Raw genomic sequence first — 17954 nt, 5'->3', positions numbered from 1 at the left:
ATCACTGCATGTATGGGCTCAGGCGTCTTCCTCCAGTTTGTGAGTGTTCCTGTGTGCAGTCCTGCTTTCTGTTTACCTTTTTAATTACAGCTTTTATGTTGCCGTGATTAATTCCTTTTAGTCCGTTTTTATTAACTACTTTCTGATTTCAGAACTTACTTTCAACGATTCTTTGTCAATTCCTGTAGGATAAAATAAAAGCGGGAAGCCTTTGTTTATCGGGCTTTCCGCTTGTTTTCTTGGAGGGTGGAAGGTGGGACTCGAACCCACGACATTCAGAACCACAATCTGACGCTCTAACCAACTGAACTACGTCCACCGTGTTATCAATACCTTTTTTAAGGCGAGTGCAAAGGTAGAGGATTTATTTGATTTAACCAAATAAATCCTCCTTTTTTTTTATTTTGCAGGAGTAACGGGTGCCTTGGGAGCTGCGGCCGGAGCCTGTCCGTTTTGCGTTCCCTTCGGGGCTGTTCCCTCAGCAGGCGCAGCTTGAAATCCCTGAGTGTTAATGGGATTGGTCGTTTGTGTTTCTGTGGCAGCTTTCTCAAGCACACTTTGACTGGTAGATGCTTGCGGAGCCGTGTAGGCACAAACAATACTGAAGACAACCATCAAAGCGGCAAGCCCCCATGTTGCTTTCTCTACGAAATCGGTGGTCTTGCGCACACCCATGATGGCATTAGAAGATGAGAAGTTGCTTGCCAAGCCGCCTCCTTTAGATTCTTGGATGAGCACGATGAAAATCATCAACAGCGATACCAAGACAATAAGAACTACAAAAAATGTGTACATAATTCTTTACTTATTTATTTTTATTATTTAAAATCAACTTTTCCAAAAAACGTATTTGGTCTGCAAAGTAAGCACTTTTTTTTGGATAATTCAAATTTATTCGTTGAATTATTTCAAGCGCCTTGTCATATCTACCTTGTTTGATATAAATTTTTGCCAGTGTTTCCGTAAAATATCCCTCATTGCCATCTTTTTCACCTTCGTCGTTTGCCTCTTCAAGTGTGGGCATGTATTCCGGCTCCTCCTTCAGTTTGATTTTTTTACTTTCATTGTTTATGAAATTATCTATCAAATCCTGCCCTTTCAGTTGTGGTGCCAAGTCGTGTTTATCATCCTCCTCACTCTCTGTCTCGAGTAAGTAAGAAACATAGTCGACTGCAGCATCAGCCGGAGTGGGTCGGCGCTTGGTCTTGGATTCCGGCTCTTTTTCCTCGGGTATGGTATCGAGGAAATGGTTGATGAGCGAGATCGTTCGATCTTGTTTTCCTGTAGTCTTGTCCGGCGTCTTATCGAGCGCTTCCTTGTTTTGGATAGTGTCTGCCAACTTGAACCTATAGTGTGCCGCTTCCACAAGGTTAAATATAACCCTACGGTCGGTAATGTATATGGCTGCTCGCTTTAGTTCATCGTTGAACGTAGGATCGTGGAGAAGATATAGGTTTTGCAAGAGCAACAGCCTTGCAGTTTGGTAGTATGGATACAGCGCCAACAGACTGCGGAGATCGTAAAGAGTTTCGCTGTCAAGCAATTCAGGGTGTTTGATAAGATTTGCTATATCCATAACATTATAATAGATATTGGTTGGCGGGGTTTACCAGTTGGCTACTGTTGCATTAAAAATCTGATCCGTAAGATCTTTGCACATTTGTGTGACAAGCTCTTCCTGGACACTATTTAGGTTTTGTGTTGTCTCGTAGGTCTGCGTAGCTGTGAACGACCGCTCAAAATCCTCATTATGATTGATATTATTGATGAAGCGCACATTAACGGTCATCGACAGCTCTGTTTGAGCCGAATGGCCTTCGCTTGAAACAGATTTGTTGCGTTGGGAATACTGTGTAATCTCTCCTTCTACTACCAAATCGCCATCACGTTTAACTTGTGTCAGACGTGTGTGGTTGGCGTAGGTGTCTTTCAGTTGATTGTTGAACAAGGGTGCCATTGGTCCCCACACATAACTACTGCGAATGGGGAAGTCAGCTATTTGTATGGTTTTAGTCTTGGTGTAGTCGATGCTGGAACCATTAAAACTATAGCTCACTTTGCAAGATATAAGTATAACGGACACTATTAGCACCCCAAGTGTGCTGGCTAAGGCACACTTTCGATTTCTTTTGGCATCGAATTTCATATCTGTATGATGCGAGAATTTATTTCTTGTCCAACCCATATTGCTTAATCCTTCTATAGAGTGTGCGGTCGGAAATGCCTAATTCTTGAGCGGCTTTCTTTCTATTGCCCCCATTTCTTTCCAGAGCTTTTTCAACCATCTGCCTCCCCAAATCATTCAAGTTGAGGCTCTCTGGTTCAGCTTTAATTTCCTCAGCCTCTGCTTCGATTGCAGAAGACGAAGCAACGGCACTCATGCTATGTGAGCCTTTTGTATGTGTGGGGAGCTGAGGGTTATTAGCTTCTATAAACTTGTTGTTTTGATAGGCAATAGTTTCGTTCAACTCGTGCGTATCATCCAACTGCTTACGCAATCTGTTCAAGTCGCGTCTCAGATCAGATACATTACCCCGGAGTTCATAAAGAATTTTGTATAGTATTTCCCGTTCACTTTCATAAGAGTGGTTTCCGGGTTGATTGATAGTGGCCAATTGGGTACTCTCAGGATCTATGGGGATGTAGCGCTTGAGTTGTTCTGCATTAAGCTCCCTTGTCTCACTGAGTATAGATATCTGCTCAGTGATGTTTTTCAACTGACGCACGTTACCTGGCCATTTGTATTGGAGAAGCACTTGTTTCGCATCTTCCGTGAGTGTTATTTTGGGGATGCGATATTTTTCTGCCATTTGCATCGCAAAAAGCCGAAACAGTAATATGATATCATTGCCACGATCGCGCAAGGGGGGCATCTGGATAGGGATAGTGTTGAGACGATAGTAAAGGTCTTCCCGGAAACGTCCTTCTGTTATAGCCTTATGCATGTTAACATTCGTGGCAGCGACTATGCGCACATCGGTCTTGCGAATTTCTTGTCCTCCAACACGGATATACTCACCTGTTTCCAGCACCCTAAGCAGGCGAGCTTGGGTTGCTATGGGAAGCTCACCCACCTCATCAAGAAAAATCGTTCCCTTGTTGGCTATCCCAAAATAGCCCTCGCTTTCGCCTACTGCCCCGGTAAAGGAACCTTTCTCATGTCCGAAAAGCTCACTATCAATGGTGCCCTCGGGAATAGAGCCGCAGTTTATCGCAAAGTATTTTTCTCGTTTGCGCGGGGAGTTATCGTGAATCACACGGGGAATTATTTCCTTACCCGCACCACTTTCTCCAATGATGAGGACACTGAGGTCGGTAAGAGCTACCTGCATGGCAACATCAAGAGCCCGATTAAGTTCTTTATAGTTGCCTACAATGTTATAGCGTTGCTTAATTTTTTGCAGTTCCGATGCGTTCATAGGCTGACAAAATTACATAATTTATTTGAGATTACTGCAAAGATGGCAGAAAAAAGATAATTGCGTGCGCTCAGATGCGGCCATCAAAGATATCGTTTTAGGAGTGGAATAAATATCTTATTGACTTCGTTTGCCAAATTTAATAAGGAGCAGTCCAATCCCCGTCCATATCAGCTCTCGAATACGTACCAGCAAAGCTACGAAAATACCACCGTTTGCACTGACGCCCAACATGGTAGTAGACATCAGAAAGCCGCCCTCACGTCCACCCAGTTGTAGGGGCATAAAGAACAAAAGATTGGCGAGAAGCGATGTGAATGCCAATATAAAAATACAGTTGAAGAAGTTTACACTGGGCATGATAACCAAAAGGATAAAAAATATTTCTAATGCAGAACACACCCGACAAGAGAACTCGAGCAGTACCGCACCAATAAAATTACGTGGATTCTGGCGGTGAAGTGCTGCAATTTGCTGATCGATTGTGTCCAATTGGTTGCGATGTCTTTCAACAAAGGGGCGTGCCCACCTTTTCACATAGGGAATATGTCGCATGACATTCATTACCCTGTTGGCTAATCCCTTGCGGTATCCAGCAATAAAGAACCATATTCCCAATATGCTAAAACCAATAACTACAGCTAAAAAAACGCCCACCAGAAAATTTACGGGGTGAATGATGGTAAAAAGCAAAGCTGATAAGAGCCAGAACCAGAAGTGACTGAATATATGTGTCATGGCATAGAGAATAACCGATGACGAAGCTTGCTCTGTACCAATCTTGGGTGCCAGTTCCATAACCCTATAAGGTTCACCTCCCATCAGTCCACCAGGAGTAGCATAATTGAGCGCAAAACCCGAAATTGTAATCTTGTATAGCCACGCAAAAGGAATTTTTTTGGCCGACTCATCAGTTGTCGACCCACTGCAGACGCTCTTAATGATGAGATACCAAGCACTGGTATTGAACATATACAAAAACATCCACAGTGCGACAACGGCAAAAAACCAATGACCGGCATGCTGAAGCCCTTGCCATACCTGGACAAAATCAAGTTGGGTGACCATGATGACAAGCACCAAAAGTCCGAAAATGAAAAACCCGTTCTGGTATTTCTTTTTCATCGCGATATTCGATTATTGCTTTTTCTGACGCTCCTTGTAGGCGTTATCGTGCTTCTTGGGAATAGAGAATCTAACCTTGTCACTATCGTCTCTGCGCTCATGATAGAGCTTAGGCAGTGGATGAGCAAGGGGGGCATCATAATTGTTACGATTGCGGAAACCGTCGATGGCATGATAAATGGCATGAAGGAGAGCCGTCTCATTGGCCTTACCTTGTCCAGCAATGTCATATCTGGGAGTTACGTCTACTGCCGTGCTGACGAGCGGCAATCCCCCAAGGTAATGAATATTGTTTTCGGGATCCAGGGCTTTCAAGGGCACCAAACCTTGGTCGTGATACATGGCCAACACACCATCAAATGCGCAATAGTCCCCATTCCCAAAGAACCCGTTGGCCTGATAAGGCCCAAATACGCACACACCTGCATCTGCCAACTTCTGCACGGCTGGTATGATAACTTCTGTCTCCTCCTTACCGGGACGTTCCTCACAATGGTTGGGGTTGAGAGCGAGAACAGCAATTCGCGGGTTGGAAATGCGCATATCACGCCGCAACGTAGCAAAGAAGGCAGCTACTTTCTGAATAACACCCTCTACTGTGATGCACTCAGCCACCTCTTTCAGCGCAATTTGGTCTGTCATCAAGGCCACGCGCATCCATTTATTCATTAGTATATCAATACCCTGACGTCCTTCTCCTATGCTACTCTCTATGTATTTGGCATTATCGGGTATGGTATAGCCGTCTACAACAAAATGATTGTTGTTGACAGGACAGGTTACCATCACGTCTATCAATTCCTCTTTGTAGTCGGTTATAGCCCTGTCGAGTGCTCGTGCTGCCGCACGGTTAGCTTCTTCTGAAGGCACACCTAACTCCACCTTTATTTCTTCGTCAAACACGGGCAGCATGTTCACTCTACCATCTTCTATTTCTTCTGACGAGTTTATAATACTAAAATTGGCCTCAATGCCAAGTGCGTTGCGGTGATAGGCGGCCACCTTGGGCGAACCGTATATGACAGGAGTGCAAATTTCAAGGATGTCCGGATTTTCAAAAGCCCTGAAAATCAATTCATATCCAATGCCATTGGTATCTCCATGGGTGATTCCCACACGAATTTTTCTATTGTTCATTTGTTCACTGTTTTAATGTATATAGAGCGGCCTCAAGTTGCCGCAGTTGGTTTCTTTTTTTCTTTCCGGGCGCAAAGAGAAAAGCTTCTGCCGTGATATCACCCACAGTATGGCTTACAAACGGTCCGCCCATACAATCGCCCTTCATCTCCCATAGTCCTCTGAATATCAAGACATCGTGTTTATTCTCCCTAATCTTTATTCCACTCACTGTCTCTTGAACAGTTGTCATAAACATTCCGTCGGTTTCCCCTTTGATGTTGCTTTGCATCACACTGTCACGCAAGGCAGTGAACGTTGTTACATCTGGGTTGGCTCCGTGTCTGTAAACCACAATATTCCGCATGTTCGCAGTCGAATTGTTACTCAACCAGACAAAGTTCTTACCCTTCCTGCTGGCTGTTAGATCCTCGGGGATCCACATCTTCACACCCAGCAACTGTTCCACTTGCTTCTCGGTCTCAGCATTTCTGTGCGTTTTCAGATGTTCTATAGCGGCGTTGCTCTCGACACGCTCGAACAGCTTGCACAAGAAGCGGGATTGCTGTGACATATCGTGTCTCAAAGCCAACAGGGATGGCGTTCCGATATAAACTATCATCTGTGGCCGGGCATACTTGTTTTTCTCATACCGTATTCGGGTGTTGGTGAAAACACCTGAGTCGATGTCGAGTATGACGATGTTGCGCGCCAATCGTAGTGAGGCGTTCAGTCCTCCTCGTTTCACGGTCGACACATCAAACTGCGGTTCGTGCTGCGGCAGTCCTACTACATCACGACCAAGGGCTTTCCTGATCATATCCATAGTATCGCCTACCACCAGCACCTCGTAGGGCATTCCGCCAGACTTAGGCTGCACCCATTTTGTGTCACTGCATGCTCCCCATAGACTTGCTAACAGTACAACGACCAGCCAGCCGCCAACCATCTTCCGATTCCTCCTCTGCATAGCTCTATTTGCAGCAGTCCCCGTCCGCTTTCCTCGACGTATTCAACAGTCCGCAGGCTGCCAGGATATCCTGACCGCGGCTTGCGCGGATTGTTGTATGTATGCCGTGTGTGGTGAGGTAATTTCGAAAACTTTCCATCTGTTTGTCATCGGCACCATGCAGGTTTACGTGAGGGATTGGGTGGAACCGGATGAGGTTAACGCGACAGAACAGCCCCTCCAGCAGCCGAACTATCGCACGGGCGTGTTCTTTCGAGTCGTTAATGCCCTCAAACACGATATATTCGAACGACAGCCGGCGCTGGTGTGAGAAATCGTAATTGCGCAAGAGGTCTACGATCTCTTCTACCGGAGTGGTACGCTCGATAGGCATCAGTTCTGCCCGCTGTTCATGAAAGGGCGAATGGAGGCTCACCGCCAAATGGCAGTCACTCTCCTCGATAAATCGTTTGAGCTCGTTTTTAATACCGATGGTGCTCACTGTGATGCGTTTTGGACTCCAAGCGAATGCGTAGGGTGCAGTGAGAATCTCAGTCGTCCGCAACACGTTGTCAAGGTTGTCCATGGGTTCACCCTGACCCATAAACACAATATTAGTTAGGCTTTCACGTTCCGGCAAGCTATAAATTTGATTGAGAATATCAGCTGCCGAGAGGTAACCCTGAAACCCCTGCTTTCCGGTTTGACAGAAAAGGCAATTCATCTTGCATCCCACCTCGCACGACACGCAAAGTGTAGCGCGCTCCCCGTCGGGAATATACACCGTTTCTACAAACTTGGGAGAGGTCTTCTCATTCCCCGCTTCGCCTTCTTTGTACGAAGTAGTGCGCACGGGAAACAAATACTTGATCGTGCCGTCTTCAGAGTGCTGGGCATCTATAGGGTCGACGCATCCTATCTCATATTGCTCGGCTAAGCATGCACGATTAGTCTTGGAGATATTAGTCATCTCATCTATCGAGCGTACGTGCTGTACATACATCCAATTGGCGATCTGATCTCCTGTAAAGGCTGGCATACCCAAGGACTTTGCAACAGCCTTGAGTTCAGTGGGTGTCATGCCGAGTAATATTTTTTTGTTCATAATGCAAAGATACAAACTTTTTGACTAAAGCATGCTGATTACGCCCTATTTTCGCTATCTTTGCAAAGTTTACGTTTACTTTTATTGCCGAATGATGAGACATGGACACCTTTTGCATACACGGCAGGGGTACGAAGTGTTAGTTAGATGTGCAAGGGGTGAGCGCACCATAACCAGATAGGACGATGGAAAACGAGAGAGGATACAAACTGAATTTCGCAAACAACCATAGTGCAGGGCCTTCGCAGAGACAAGAGCCCCAAGTGGCAGTGGGCATTGTCTGTGACAAACAGATTACCTTTACGCTAAATGCTCCTTATACGGCAGACGGTTGCCAAGCCATGGGTGAACAGGAAGTAGTCTTTGACGAGGGAGTCATTCGTTGGAATGACAAGTGTTATGAGCAGTTGCTGTTCCATAGCGACAATGCCGACGCTTCTTTCGCTTTGAAAGATGTGACTATCGGCATTCATTTCCACTGGGAGCGCAAGGAAACACAAGTCTTTTCGGGTTCCCTTCGATTTATTGTTGATGGCGACAAAATTTGGGCCATCAACGAATTGCCTGTTGAGGATTATCTCCATAGCGTTATTTCCAGCGAAATGAGCAGCACGTCGAGCCTCGAATTACTGAAGGCTCATGCCGTTATATCACGCTCGTGGCTACTTGCCCAGATGGAAAGGCGCAGAGCGATGACAGGGCACACGACCGCACCATCGGCCGTCTCCACCGACAATGAGCTTGTCAGGTGGTACGATCGTGAGGACCATGTGTTGTTTGATGCATGTGCCGACGACCACTGCCAGCGTTATCAGGGCGTATCGAAAGCCATGTCGCCGCAGGTGACTGAAGCCGTCAGGCAGACGCGGGGACAACTGCTTGTGTCGCATGGAGAGATTTGTGACGCTCGGTTTTCCAAGTGCTGCGGTGGTATGGTCGAAGAGTTCCAGTATTGCTGGGAAAACACACCCAAATCATATCTGAGGGCCGTGCTGGACAGACCAAATCGGTCTGATGGCTCCAACGATTCCGATCCTTCAGCCACACCCCTACCCGATCTCACTCTTGAACAGAATGCGGACCAGTGGATTCGCACAGCTCCACCCAGCTATTGCAACACGCACGATGTCAAGATCCTGTCGCAGGTGCTCAACAATTTTGATCAGGAGACCACCGACTTTTATCGCTGGCGAGTTTGCTATACGCAGTCGCAAATCTCCGAACTCATCGCCCGCAAGTTGGGAGTCGACTTTGGGAAGATTGTCGATCTTGTGCCCTTGGCACGCGGAAAAAGCGGCCGCCTGTATAGGTTAAAAATTATAGGCACGCAGAAGACGCTTATCGTTGGCAAAGAGCTTGAGATACGACGCATTCTAAGCGAAAGCCACCTTTACAGCTCAGCCTTCGTGGTTGATAGGAAAGACTTGGACTCCAATGGCATTCCTGCCATGTTCGAACTTATCGGAGCCGGATGGGGACATGGTGTAGGGCTATGTCAAATTGGTGCGGCTGTGATGGGAGAACAAGGATATGGTTATGACGAAATCCTCACACACTATTACCCCGGAGCCAACATTGTGAGAGTATACAAATAAGAAGTTTCCCTAAGATAAAATATATAAGCATTAGTCAATGAATTCTGTCCCACCCCATAACAACTCAACTCCCGATCATGACAAGGTTCGTAGCGGCTCTCCATGGCATTGGGTTCCCACCCTAACTTTTGCCGACAGCCTGCCAGCCGTGACAGTGATGACCATTTCGGTCATCTTTTTCAAGCAAATGGGTCTGAGCAATGCCGTTATCACGTTTTACACGTCCTGGTTCTACCTGCCTTGGGTGTTGAAACCCATCTGGAGTCCTTTTATCGACCTCGTGAAGACAAAACGATGGTGGGTGCTGGCCATGGAAATACTTATCGGAGCAGCCCTGGGAGGTGTAGCTTTTACCATACCGACGGCCTTATGGCTGCAAGGCACATTGTTTTTCTTCTGGCTCATGGCATTTGCCGGAGCCAGTCATTGCGTGGCAGCCGACGGTTTCTATATGCTTGGGCTCAATCCTCATCAGCAGGCAGAGTTTATGGGAGTACGTACATTGTTCGACCGGTTGGCCACTATTTTCGGGCAGGGCATATTAGTGATGGTGGCCGGAAACCTGCAAGTGGTATTCCGCAACAGCATTTCCTATTCCTGGAGCCTGCTGTTCTATGGCATGATGGGCATCTTCCTGGCATTATGGCTATGGCACAGCTATTCGTTACCATACGCCAAGGAGGATGTGAAGCATGAGTATGTGAACGGACGCACAATATGGAACGGATTCGTGGAGACATTCCGCACGTTCTTCACCAAAGATCATGTAGTGTTTGCGGTATTGTTCATTATGTTGTTCCGCATGCCCGAAGGATTGCTGTCCAAGGTTTCAGAACTCTTTCTCATAGATGCCGGGCACAATGGAGGATTGGGGCTGTCTCCCCAGGAATACGGCTTGGTACAGGGCACCGTAGGCATTGTAGGCATAGCCTGCGGTGGAATTTTGGGCGGATGGTTGGCCAGTCGTGATGGACTGAAAAAATGGTTGTGGCCCATGGTGATGGCATTCTCCTTGCCCGAATTGGTCTATGTGATTCTAAGCTACACACTGCCATCAAGTCTTGTTGTTATCAACATTTGTGTGTTTACCGAGCAGTTTGGCTATGGCTTCGGTCTCACGGCCTATATGCTCTTCCTTATATATTACAGCAGGGGCGAGTTCAAAACCAGCCATTATGCACTGGCATCGGCCATGATGTTCCTGTCTATGATGCTTCCTGGCATTGTGGCCGGAGCTTTGCAGGAATCGATGGGCTATCGCCATTTCTTCATCCTCACCTTAGCTTCGTGCGCGGTGACGTTTGCCACGGCCGCATGCATACAAATCGATCCCGAGTTTGGGAAGAGCGAGGAACCGCTGGAGTAATTTGTAACTCTTCCTGAGGAAAATGCTGCACTGATTTATCCTCTCATTTCCTCATCCTGAGAAAATTCCTACAAAGAAAAGGAATCCCCGTCCTCAAGTACGGGAAATTGTTGTCTGAAATCCAGCAACGACTCGATACCAAACTCTGCCGTAGCTGTCCCAACCGTGTTTTGTTCGCATGCCGCAATCGTCTCGCCCCAGGGGGCTATAATTTCACTCCCGCCGCTATAATGGCACGACGGGTCGTCTCCGGTGCGGTTAACTCCTATTGTGTAACACTGATTCTCGATGGCCCGAGCATGTAGCAAGGCTGTCCACGCTTTCAAGCGCACAGTGGGCCAGTTGGCCACATAGATAACCATATCATAGTCCTTTCGGTTCCTGCTGAACACTGGGAAACGAAGGTCATAGCAAACCTGCAGGAGGATTCGGAAGCCTTGGTATTCGACGATCACGCGTTCTTGTCCCGCCGTAAAGTGTTTGTGTTCGCCCCCGTGAGTAAAGAGGTGTCGCTTGTCGTAGTGTAGCACGCGACCATCTGGGAACACAAAATAAAAGCGGTTGTAGTAGCGGCCACTCTCTTCTATCGCAACGCTGCCAGCTATGGCGCAACCTTGCCTTTGTGCCATTGCCTTCATCCAGTTGATGGAAAAACCATCCGACTCCGCAATGCCCGCAGGTCGGGTAGCAAATCCAGTCGAAAACATCTCCGGCAAGACATAAAGATCTGCCCCTCTGTTCTGATCAAGCAGACATGTTGCGTTCTTGATGTTTTCCTGTGGGTTAGCCCACACTATATCCGTTTGTAGTATCGTTACTTTCATTTTGCCCACATGCGCTACCAGCTTTTCGCAATCACCTACCATTGGGAATAAGCGAATCGTTGTCTCGCCTGATTATACCAAAACAGGCACGAGGTATTTAGCCAGACAATAGCCTCCGCCAATAAGCCAGACATAGAGAATGGCTGCCAGGAGGAAGGGTTTGAAGCCGGCCTTCTTGAACTTGTCGATACTGGTCTCGGCGCCTAAGGCGGTCATAGCCATGGTGAGAAGAAAAGTATCAAGCGTATTGATAAACTCCACGATGTTTCCGGGCAACAGGTCGAGAGAATTGAAACCGATGACTACAAGAAAAAGTATGGCAAACCAAGGTACGTTGATTTTGGTCTTTCCATTTCCGTCCGCACGACTCGCAACGTCCTTGGCCACAATAAAAGCAATAACAAGCAACACTGGCACGAGCATCATCACGCGAATCATCTTCACAATAATGGCAGAATCACTGATGGCTGCTCCCATCGCATTTCCCGCTCCCACCACGTGAGCCACCTCGTGTATCGTTGCTCCGGCAAAAATGCCCATCTGATCGGCGGGCAGGTTGAAGATGCCTGCACGGTAGAGTATGGGATAGAGAAACATGGAGAGCGTACCGAAAATCACCACCGTGGCGACGGCGACTGCCGTTTTATAAGGTTTCGGACGAATAGCTCCATCCACGCCCATCACCGCTGCTGCGCCGCAGATAGCACTTCCGCAGGCTGTGAGCAATGCAATGCTGCGATCCATTTTCAGCAACCTCCCGACAAAGACACCCAACAATATTGTAACCACAACGACAATAGCATCGATGACTATAGCCGGAAAACCCACGGCAACGACATCCTGAAACGAGAGCTTGAAACCATAAAGGATAATACCAAAGCGCAATATGCGCTTAGAACTGAATGTGATACCCGGCACCCATGTGTCAGGCAAGTTGTTTCTCAGACTGTTGGCATACAACATACCAAGGATAATACCCACCACTAAAGGGCTGAGCGACAAGGCCTTCACCCAGTTCATCTCACCTATGTAAAATGCGGCACAGGCAAAGAGAGCCATCAAGAGTATGCCGTGGAGCATACTTCTTCGTTCTTCTGACAATTTCATTTTTTCTATATTTTTTATTTGTTTCCGTACGTTCCTCCCTCCACACTCAAGACAATGATGTCCCGTGCAATCGAATTCCGATTGTGTCTGCAAAGTTAAGGAGTATACGACTAAAATCATAATACTCTTCCATATTTTTCAAGAATAATCATTAAAATGACCTTCATTGTGATGTGAATGAACTACAAGCTGTTTAATCTAAATCCGATTCACTATGTCCGCTTATGGTTGGCACAGACGGTATCCGTGTTGACGAGTTAAGATTGTTTGAAAAAGCATCAAGATCAAATCCACAAACAATTATAAAAGCCCCGCTTCACAGCGAGGCTTATACATTTTATACAAAAACATTATGAATTTTATAGCGAACAAATGTAAAATGGATAATTGAAAACATTATTATTTCATTGTTGAGTCATCCTAACAACCGGCACACTTGCCAAGTCGAGTCTTGCGCTGACAATAGCGTTGACATTGCATACGAATGTCGTAGCCCAAAAGTGCTCCCAGCATAAAGTCTTCTTCGGGCGAAAGCTCGCTGAGCGACTTACTGACAACAAAACCTATAGCGTCAAGGCACTCCTTTCTCCCAAAGAAAAGATTGACCGTCTGTTCTCCGGCCGGGTGCAAGAGATAATGGATGTTCTGATGCTCTAACCGTTTGGTGGCATAATCGACATAGCGACGGTTTAGGGTATACAGCACCATTTGGCGGACGCCTTTCTGATACTCATATATGTGGTTCATGAGAACTTTCATCTCTACGGGCACGTCAGACATATTGCTAAAACATTTGAGAAGTTAGATACTAATTAGGGGGAGGAAGGGGCGCAGTGCCTGTCACACTGCATGCCCAGCAAAGTCAAAATCCAAGCGTTGGAATCCAAGCCTCGATGCGTTCTCCGGTCTTGTCGTCTTCGTTAACGTCGTCGAGAGCCAGCCCCACAAACATTCCGTCTATCACGGCCTCTGAATCATCAAACTCATAACCGTCTGTGCTCACTGCTCCAACAACGGTTGCCCCAGCTGCACAAGCCGCATCATAAAGTTCTTTCATGGCACTACAGAAAGTATCCGGGTATGAAGCCGAATCACCACATCCAAAGACAGCCACCCGCTTGCCTGCCAAATTAGCCTGCTTCACGATATCAACACCGTCATACCAGTCGTCTTGCAACTCGCCGGCACCCCATGTCGAACTGCCGAGCAAAATATTATCTGCCGCTTCAAGCTGATCTTTGGTCAAATCCGACACTTCGATAACTTCTGCATGAAGTTTTTCTCCAATGGTCTGTGCTATGCTCTCGCAGGTTCCGGTTGATGAACCATATACTACTACCGTTTTACTCATTTTCTGTTGATTATAGTTGATGTAACATGATGTATTAACGGTTGCAAAGATAAAGGGTTTTTGCACATGCTGCAATACCTAAAAATAGTGGTTTTACAAGAATACCTACAAATGATGACGGCAATGTCAGAGGGCAACGACTGCCCAAAATGGCACATGCCGACATGCCGAGAAACTGCGAAAGCAATAAAAAAGACAAAAAAGTTGCGCAAAACGACCGTATATTGTCATTAATATATAACTTTGTGGAATATTGGTAGATGGTTAGCACACCACAAAAACAACACCTACCCTATATCAACTAAACTGAGATATGATGAAAAAAATTAAATTAGTATTGATGACTGCAGTAGCAGCCATGCTGATGTCTGCTTGTGGCACCACCTCAACCGTGCCTATCACAGGCCGCAAACACACACTCTTGGTGAGCGATGCTCAGATTTTAAGTTTGAGCAAAGCACAGTACAGCGAGATTCTGGAGAAGAGCACACTGTCTTCAAACACAGCCAATACAGCTATGGTACAACGTGTGGGACGGAGGCTGGCATCTGCCGTGGAAAACTATCTAAGGAGCAACGGTGCCGCCAACGAACTTCAGAACTTCGCATGGGAGTTTAACCTTATCAGGAGCAACGAGGCCAATGCTTTCTGTATGCCTGGCGGTAAGATTGCTGTTTACGAAGGGATCCTGCCTTATACTCAGAACGAAAATGCACTTGCCATTGTTCTCGGGCATGAGATTGCGCACGCGGTGGCCAAACATTCGGCCGAACAAATTTCCAAACAAATACGCCAGAGTTATGGAACCCAGATTCTTGGTACGGTGCTCAACAGTGCGGTGGGCAGTGGCGTGGGCGACTTGGCAGCTCTGGCAGCCCAGCAGGGATTTTCATTTGCCAACCTGAAATATAGCCGAGACAACGAAACTGAAGCCGACTATATTGGTCTGATCTTAGCTGCCATGGCCGGCTACGATCCACAGGAGGCCATCGCTTTCTGGCAACGCATGTCAAGCGGAAAGAGACAGCAGAGTGATTTCCTGAGCAGCCACCCGAGCGACTCCAAACGCATCGCGATGCTGAAGCGGCAAATGCCTGAGGCCATGAAATACTATAAGGGAGCCAAGCCAAAGACGACGGCAACTTGGAGATTCACGCCTACAAAGAGAAAATGACGCTCTCTTTGCAGTCATAACAGAACAAACCGGAAGCCCTGCCATAATCATATGGTGGGGCTTTTTGGTTCCTGTTGTGTCATTCAGGCTTCAAGGTTATCGTCTTGCGGTCGCAAGACGATCGTACTTCGGCCGCAAGACACGTGCATTGCGTTCGAAGTACAACTGTATGCCGAACGAAATACGCTGCCGCCGAATCTTCATCATGGCAATATCGAGCGCTCATCACCCATACAAATTAACTTCAGGAGCCTTGAAAATATTTTCGGGAATCGGTTGGTCAATTCAAATATTTCAATTAACTTTACAACAACATAAGATCATTCTTAAAACAACCCTTGAAATGATTGACTATCTGAAAGACCATCTGTGGCTTGTATGGACGCTGATTACCGTGCTTGCCTTGATATTGGAAGTCACCTCCGGTACGTTCTATCTCATGTGTTTTGCCATAGGGGCTACGTGCGCCATTGTCTTGTCGCTGTTTCCCATACCTTTTTGGCTGCAAGTGTTGGCATTTATCATATTCTCGGCTGTCAGCGTGTTTGTTGTCCGCCCATTTGTCATGAAGTATCTTCATCCCAGGCATGAAGACCGGCTGAGCAACGCCGATGCCCTGATTGGTCGCGAAGGCAGGCTGATAGAACCCATCACCGACCATTCGGATGGATATGTGCGTATAGACGGCGACGAATGGAGAGCTGTGAGCAGAGACGGGGAGCCAATAGAAAACGGAGCTATGGTGAAGGTTGTAGCGCGCGAAAGCATTGTCGTAACCGTGGAAAGAGTAATTTAAACGTTAGATATTATGATAGGAACATACGTATTGATTGGACTGATAATCCTTGTATTGATTTTTGCCAAGACGGCTCTTGTGATTATCCCACAGAGTGAAACCAAAATCATAGAGCGGCTTGGAAGGTACTATGCCACACTGAAACCTGGCATCAATGTTATCATCCCGTTTGTAGATCGAGCCAAGACCATTGTGACGATGAGCCGTGGCCGGTATGTATACAGTAGCAACATTGACCTGCGTGAACAGGTGTATGATTTTGACAAGCAAAACGTGATTACTAAAGATAATATCCAAATGCAAATCAACGCTTTGCTCTATTTCCAGATTGTTGACCCATTCAAGTCTGTATACGAAATCAACAACCTGCCGAACGCCATCGAAAAACTCACGCAGACCACACTGCGAAACATCATCGGCGAGATGGAGCTTGACCAAACACTGACATCGCGCGATATCATCAACACACGGTTGCGCGGCGTGCTCGATGATGCAACCAACAAATGGGGCATCAAGGTAAACCGTGTGGAGCTGCAAGACATCACTCCCCCGCAGAGCGTGCTCCAGGCCATGGAAAAACAAATGCAGGCCGAGCGCGACAAGCGAGCTACGATTCTGACCTCCGAGGGTGAGAAAATGGCAACTATCAATCGTGCCGAAGCCGACAAGCAGCAATCTATCCTACGTGCTGAGGGCGAGGCTCAGGCACGCATACGCAAGGCCGAAGCTGAAGCTATTGCCATTGAAAAGGTGACCGAAGCCGTGGGCAAGTCTACCAATCCGGCTAACTATCTCTTGGCACAGAAATACATACAGATGATGCAAGAGCTTGCTTCGGGCAACAAGAACAAGACCGTGTTCCTCCCCTATGAGGCAACCAACATCATGGGTAGTTTGGGAGGCATCAGAGAATTGTTCAAGGACTCGCAGGACAGAGATTAGGATATTGCGCGGAAATATGGAAAAGGAAAAAGTACTTTAATGAGATCCACATTTTCCGAGTAATAAACTGAAAGCGAAATATTTCATGCTCGATCGATAAAATAATGGCGGTGAATATTGGCCGCCATTATTTTTTTGTATAAATTTGTAGGAGAGTAAAAAGAAACGCTGATGGAGGGAAGGAGATAACAAGCCAGCATCTCCAACCTTCCCTAAACATCAACTACAATGAATATATGTATAGTTTGCGGTGCACGTCCCAATTTCATCAAGGTTGCGCCCGTCATCAGAGCCATCGAAACAGCTAAAACGCAAGGCAAGGACATTGATTATCACTTGGTTTATTCAGGAGAGAAAGACGACCCGACACTGGAAGACGGCCTATTCGAAGATTTGCAGATTCGTCGCCCGGACGTCTATTTGGGTGTCACTTGCCAGAATCTCAATGAGCTGACGGGACAGGTAATGTCTGCTTTTGAATCTTACTTGCACAGGCACCCCACCGATACGGTTGTGGTGGTAGACGACTTGGCATCGACCATGGCTACTGCTATCGTAACCAAGAAGCAGGGCATACGGTTGGTACATCTTGCCGCCGGAACACGCTCGTTTGACATCCGAATGCCCAAGGAAATCAACAGGCTCGTCATCGACGGACTGTCAGACATTCTCTTCACGGCGGGCATCAGCAACAACTCAATTGCTAATCGCGAGGGAGCTGAGCTTTCCAAAGTCTACATGGTGGGTAATGTGCTCATCGATAATCTGCGGTTTAATCGTAATCATTTGGTAAAACCATCCCTTTTCGATACTCTGAAACTGCGTGAGAAGGATTATTTAGTGTTTACGCTGAATCGTAGAGTGCTGATAGACGATAGGGAAAACCTACAGAAAATGATTGAAGCCATAGCCGAAAACCATTTGGGTGTAACCATTGTGGCTCCTCTTCGGGGGTTGGCTAAGGAAGCCATAGAGGCTTGCCATAATAAGATTGGTAAGAAGGTATTGACGGTTGTAGAGCCCCTGCCTTATCTTGAGTTCTCTTATCTCATGGCCCATGCAGCCGGCGTGATTACCGATTCGGG

18 protein-coding genes and 1 tRNA gene are annotated in these 17954 nt (G+C 46.9%); 6 read left to right on the top strand and 13 right to left on the bottom strand.

Annotated features, from left to right (window positions below; genetic code table 11):
- Positions 1-244: 244 nt before the first annotated feature.
- The 9 genes from HMPREF0645_RS05305 to rlmN all read right to left on the bottom strand — a co-directional run bounded on the left by HMPREF0645_RS05305 (position 245) and on the right by rlmN (position 7714).
- Positions 245-320, bottom strand: a tRNA-His gene (locus HMPREF0645_RS05305).
- A 79-nt stretch (positions 321-399) separates the two neighbouring features.
- Positions 400-795 carry a preprotein translocase subunit SecG gene (gene secG / locus HMPREF0645_RS05300; protein ID WP_007173877.1) on the bottom strand — a complete coding sequence of 132 codons (396 nt, stop codon included), beginning with the start codon at positions 793-795 and terminating at the stop codon, positions 400-402.
- Positions 796-805: 10 nt separating this feature from the next.
- Entirely contained in the window at positions 806-1576 is a 771-nt protein-coding gene (locus HMPREF0645_RS05295) for a tetratricopeptide repeat protein (RefSeq protein ID WP_007173876.1), read from the bottom strand.
- 30 nt (positions 1577-1606) lie between these two features.
- On the bottom strand, positions 1607-2146 hold the full coding sequence (locus HMPREF0645_RS05290) for an LptE family protein (protein ID WP_044123422.1): 540 nt from the start codon (positions 2144-2146) through the stop codon (positions 1607-1609).
- A gap of 19 nt (positions 2147-2165) precedes the next feature.
- A complete protein-coding gene (locus HMPREF0645_RS05285; protein WP_007173874.1) occupies positions 2166-3419 on the bottom strand; it encodes a sigma 54-interacting transcriptional regulator in 1254 nt (417 codons plus the stop codon).
- 117 nt (positions 3420-3536) lie between these two features.
- Positions 3537-4544, bottom strand: a complete 1008-nt coding sequence (locus tag HMPREF0645_RS05280; RefSeq protein ID WP_007173873.1) for a lysylphosphatidylglycerol synthase transmembrane domain-containing protein — start codon at positions 4542-4544, stop codon at positions 3537-3539.
- A 12-nt stretch (positions 4545-4556) separates the two neighbouring features.
- Positions 4557-5681 (bottom strand): PdxA family dehydrogenase, encoded by a 1125-nt coding sequence (locus HMPREF0645_RS05275; protein WP_007173872.1) that lies wholly within the window; start codon positions 5679-5681, stop codon positions 4557-4559.
- 4 nt (positions 5682-5685) lie between these two features.
- Positions 5686-6630 carry a DUF4837 family protein gene (locus HMPREF0645_RS05270; protein ID WP_007173871.1) on the bottom strand — a complete coding sequence of 315 codons (945 nt, stop codon included), beginning with the start codon at positions 6628-6630 and terminating at the stop codon, positions 5686-5688.
- A gap of 4 nt (positions 6631-6634) precedes the next feature.
- On the bottom strand, positions 6635-7714 hold the full coding sequence (gene rlmN, locus HMPREF0645_RS05265; protein ID WP_007173870.1) for a dual-specificity RNA methyltransferase RlmN: 1080 nt from the start codon (positions 7712-7714) through the stop codon (positions 6635-6637).
- A gap of 185 nt (positions 7715-7899) precedes the next feature.
- Between rlmN and HMPREF0645_RS05260 the strand changes: the two genes are divergently transcribed.
- Together HMPREF0645_RS05260 and HMPREF0645_RS05255 are read left to right on the top strand one after the other, a co-directional pair.
- Positions 7900-9309 (top strand): SpoIID/LytB domain-containing protein, encoded by a 1410-nt coding sequence (locus HMPREF0645_RS05260; protein WP_007173868.1) that lies wholly within the window; start codon positions 7900-7902, stop codon positions 9307-9309.
- Positions 9310-9346: 37 nt separating this feature from the next.
- Positions 9347-10675, top strand: a complete 1329-nt coding sequence (locus HMPREF0645_RS05255) for an MFS transporter (protein WP_044123318.1) — start codon at positions 9347-9349, stop codon at positions 10673-10675.
- 68 nt (positions 10676-10743) lie between these two features.
- On the opposite strand, the gene HMPREF0645_RS05250 is transcribed toward HMPREF0645_RS05255, so the two are convergent.
- The 4 genes from HMPREF0645_RS05250 to fldA all read right to left on the bottom strand — a co-directional run bounded on the left by HMPREF0645_RS05250 (position 10744) and on the right by fldA (position 13957).
- On the bottom strand, positions 10744-11499 hold the full coding sequence (locus HMPREF0645_RS05250) for an amidohydrolase (RefSeq protein ID WP_044123420.1): 756 nt from the start codon (positions 11497-11499) through the stop codon (positions 10744-10746).
- A 72-nt stretch (positions 11500-11571) separates the two neighbouring features.
- Positions 11572-12606, bottom strand: a complete 1035-nt coding sequence (locus tag HMPREF0645_RS05245; RefSeq protein WP_044123317.1) for a YeiH family protein — start codon at positions 12604-12606, stop codon at positions 11572-11574.
- Positions 12607-13026: 420 nt separating this feature from the next.
- Complete coding sequence (locus HMPREF0645_RS05240) at positions 13027-13386, bottom strand: DUF2023 family protein (RefSeq protein WP_007173863.1); 360 nt, start codon at positions 13384-13386, stop codon at positions 13027-13029.
- Positions 13387-13468: 82 nt separating this feature from the next.
- Entirely contained in the window at positions 13469-13957 is a 489-nt protein-coding gene (gene fldA / locus HMPREF0645_RS05235; protein ID WP_044123419.1) for a flavodoxin FldA, read from the bottom strand.
- Between the two features lie 316 nt (positions 13958-14273).
- On the opposite strand from fldA, the gene HMPREF0645_RS05230 reads away from it, so the two are divergent.
- From HMPREF0645_RS05230 to HMPREF0645_RS05215, 4 genes are all read left to right on the top strand, one after another.
- On the top strand, positions 14274-15131 hold the full coding sequence (locus HMPREF0645_RS05230) for a M48 family metallopeptidase (protein WP_044123418.1): 858 nt from the start codon (positions 14274-14276) through the stop codon (positions 15129-15131).
- 343 nt (positions 15132-15474) lie between these two features.
- Positions 15475-15927 carry an NfeD family protein gene (locus HMPREF0645_RS05225; protein ID WP_044123316.1) on the top strand — a complete coding sequence of 151 codons (453 nt, stop codon included), beginning with the start codon at positions 15475-15477 and terminating at the stop codon, positions 15925-15927.
- 12 nt (positions 15928-15939) lie between these two features.
- The gene (locus HMPREF0645_RS05220) at positions 15940-16869 is read left to right on the top strand and encodes an SPFH domain-containing protein (protein WP_007173858.1); all 930 of its coding nucleotides are present in this window, start codon (positions 15940-15942) and stop codon (positions 16867-16869) included.
- Between the two features lie 228 nt (positions 16870-17097).
- Positions 17098-17954, top strand: an 857-nt coding sequence (locus HMPREF0645_RS05215) for a UDP-N-acetyl glucosamine 2-epimerase (protein ID WP_007173857.1), incomplete at its 3' end; no start/stop codon positions are given.

It is taken from the genome of Hallella bergensis DSM 17361 (assembly GCF_000160535.1).
Lineage (GTDB): Bacteria > Bacteroidota > Bacteroidia > Bacteroidales > Bacteroidaceae > Prevotella > Prevotella bergensis.
The sequence above is the reverse complement of the archived record's forward strand: the minus strand, read 5'-3'. Positions and strand labels throughout refer to the sequence as shown.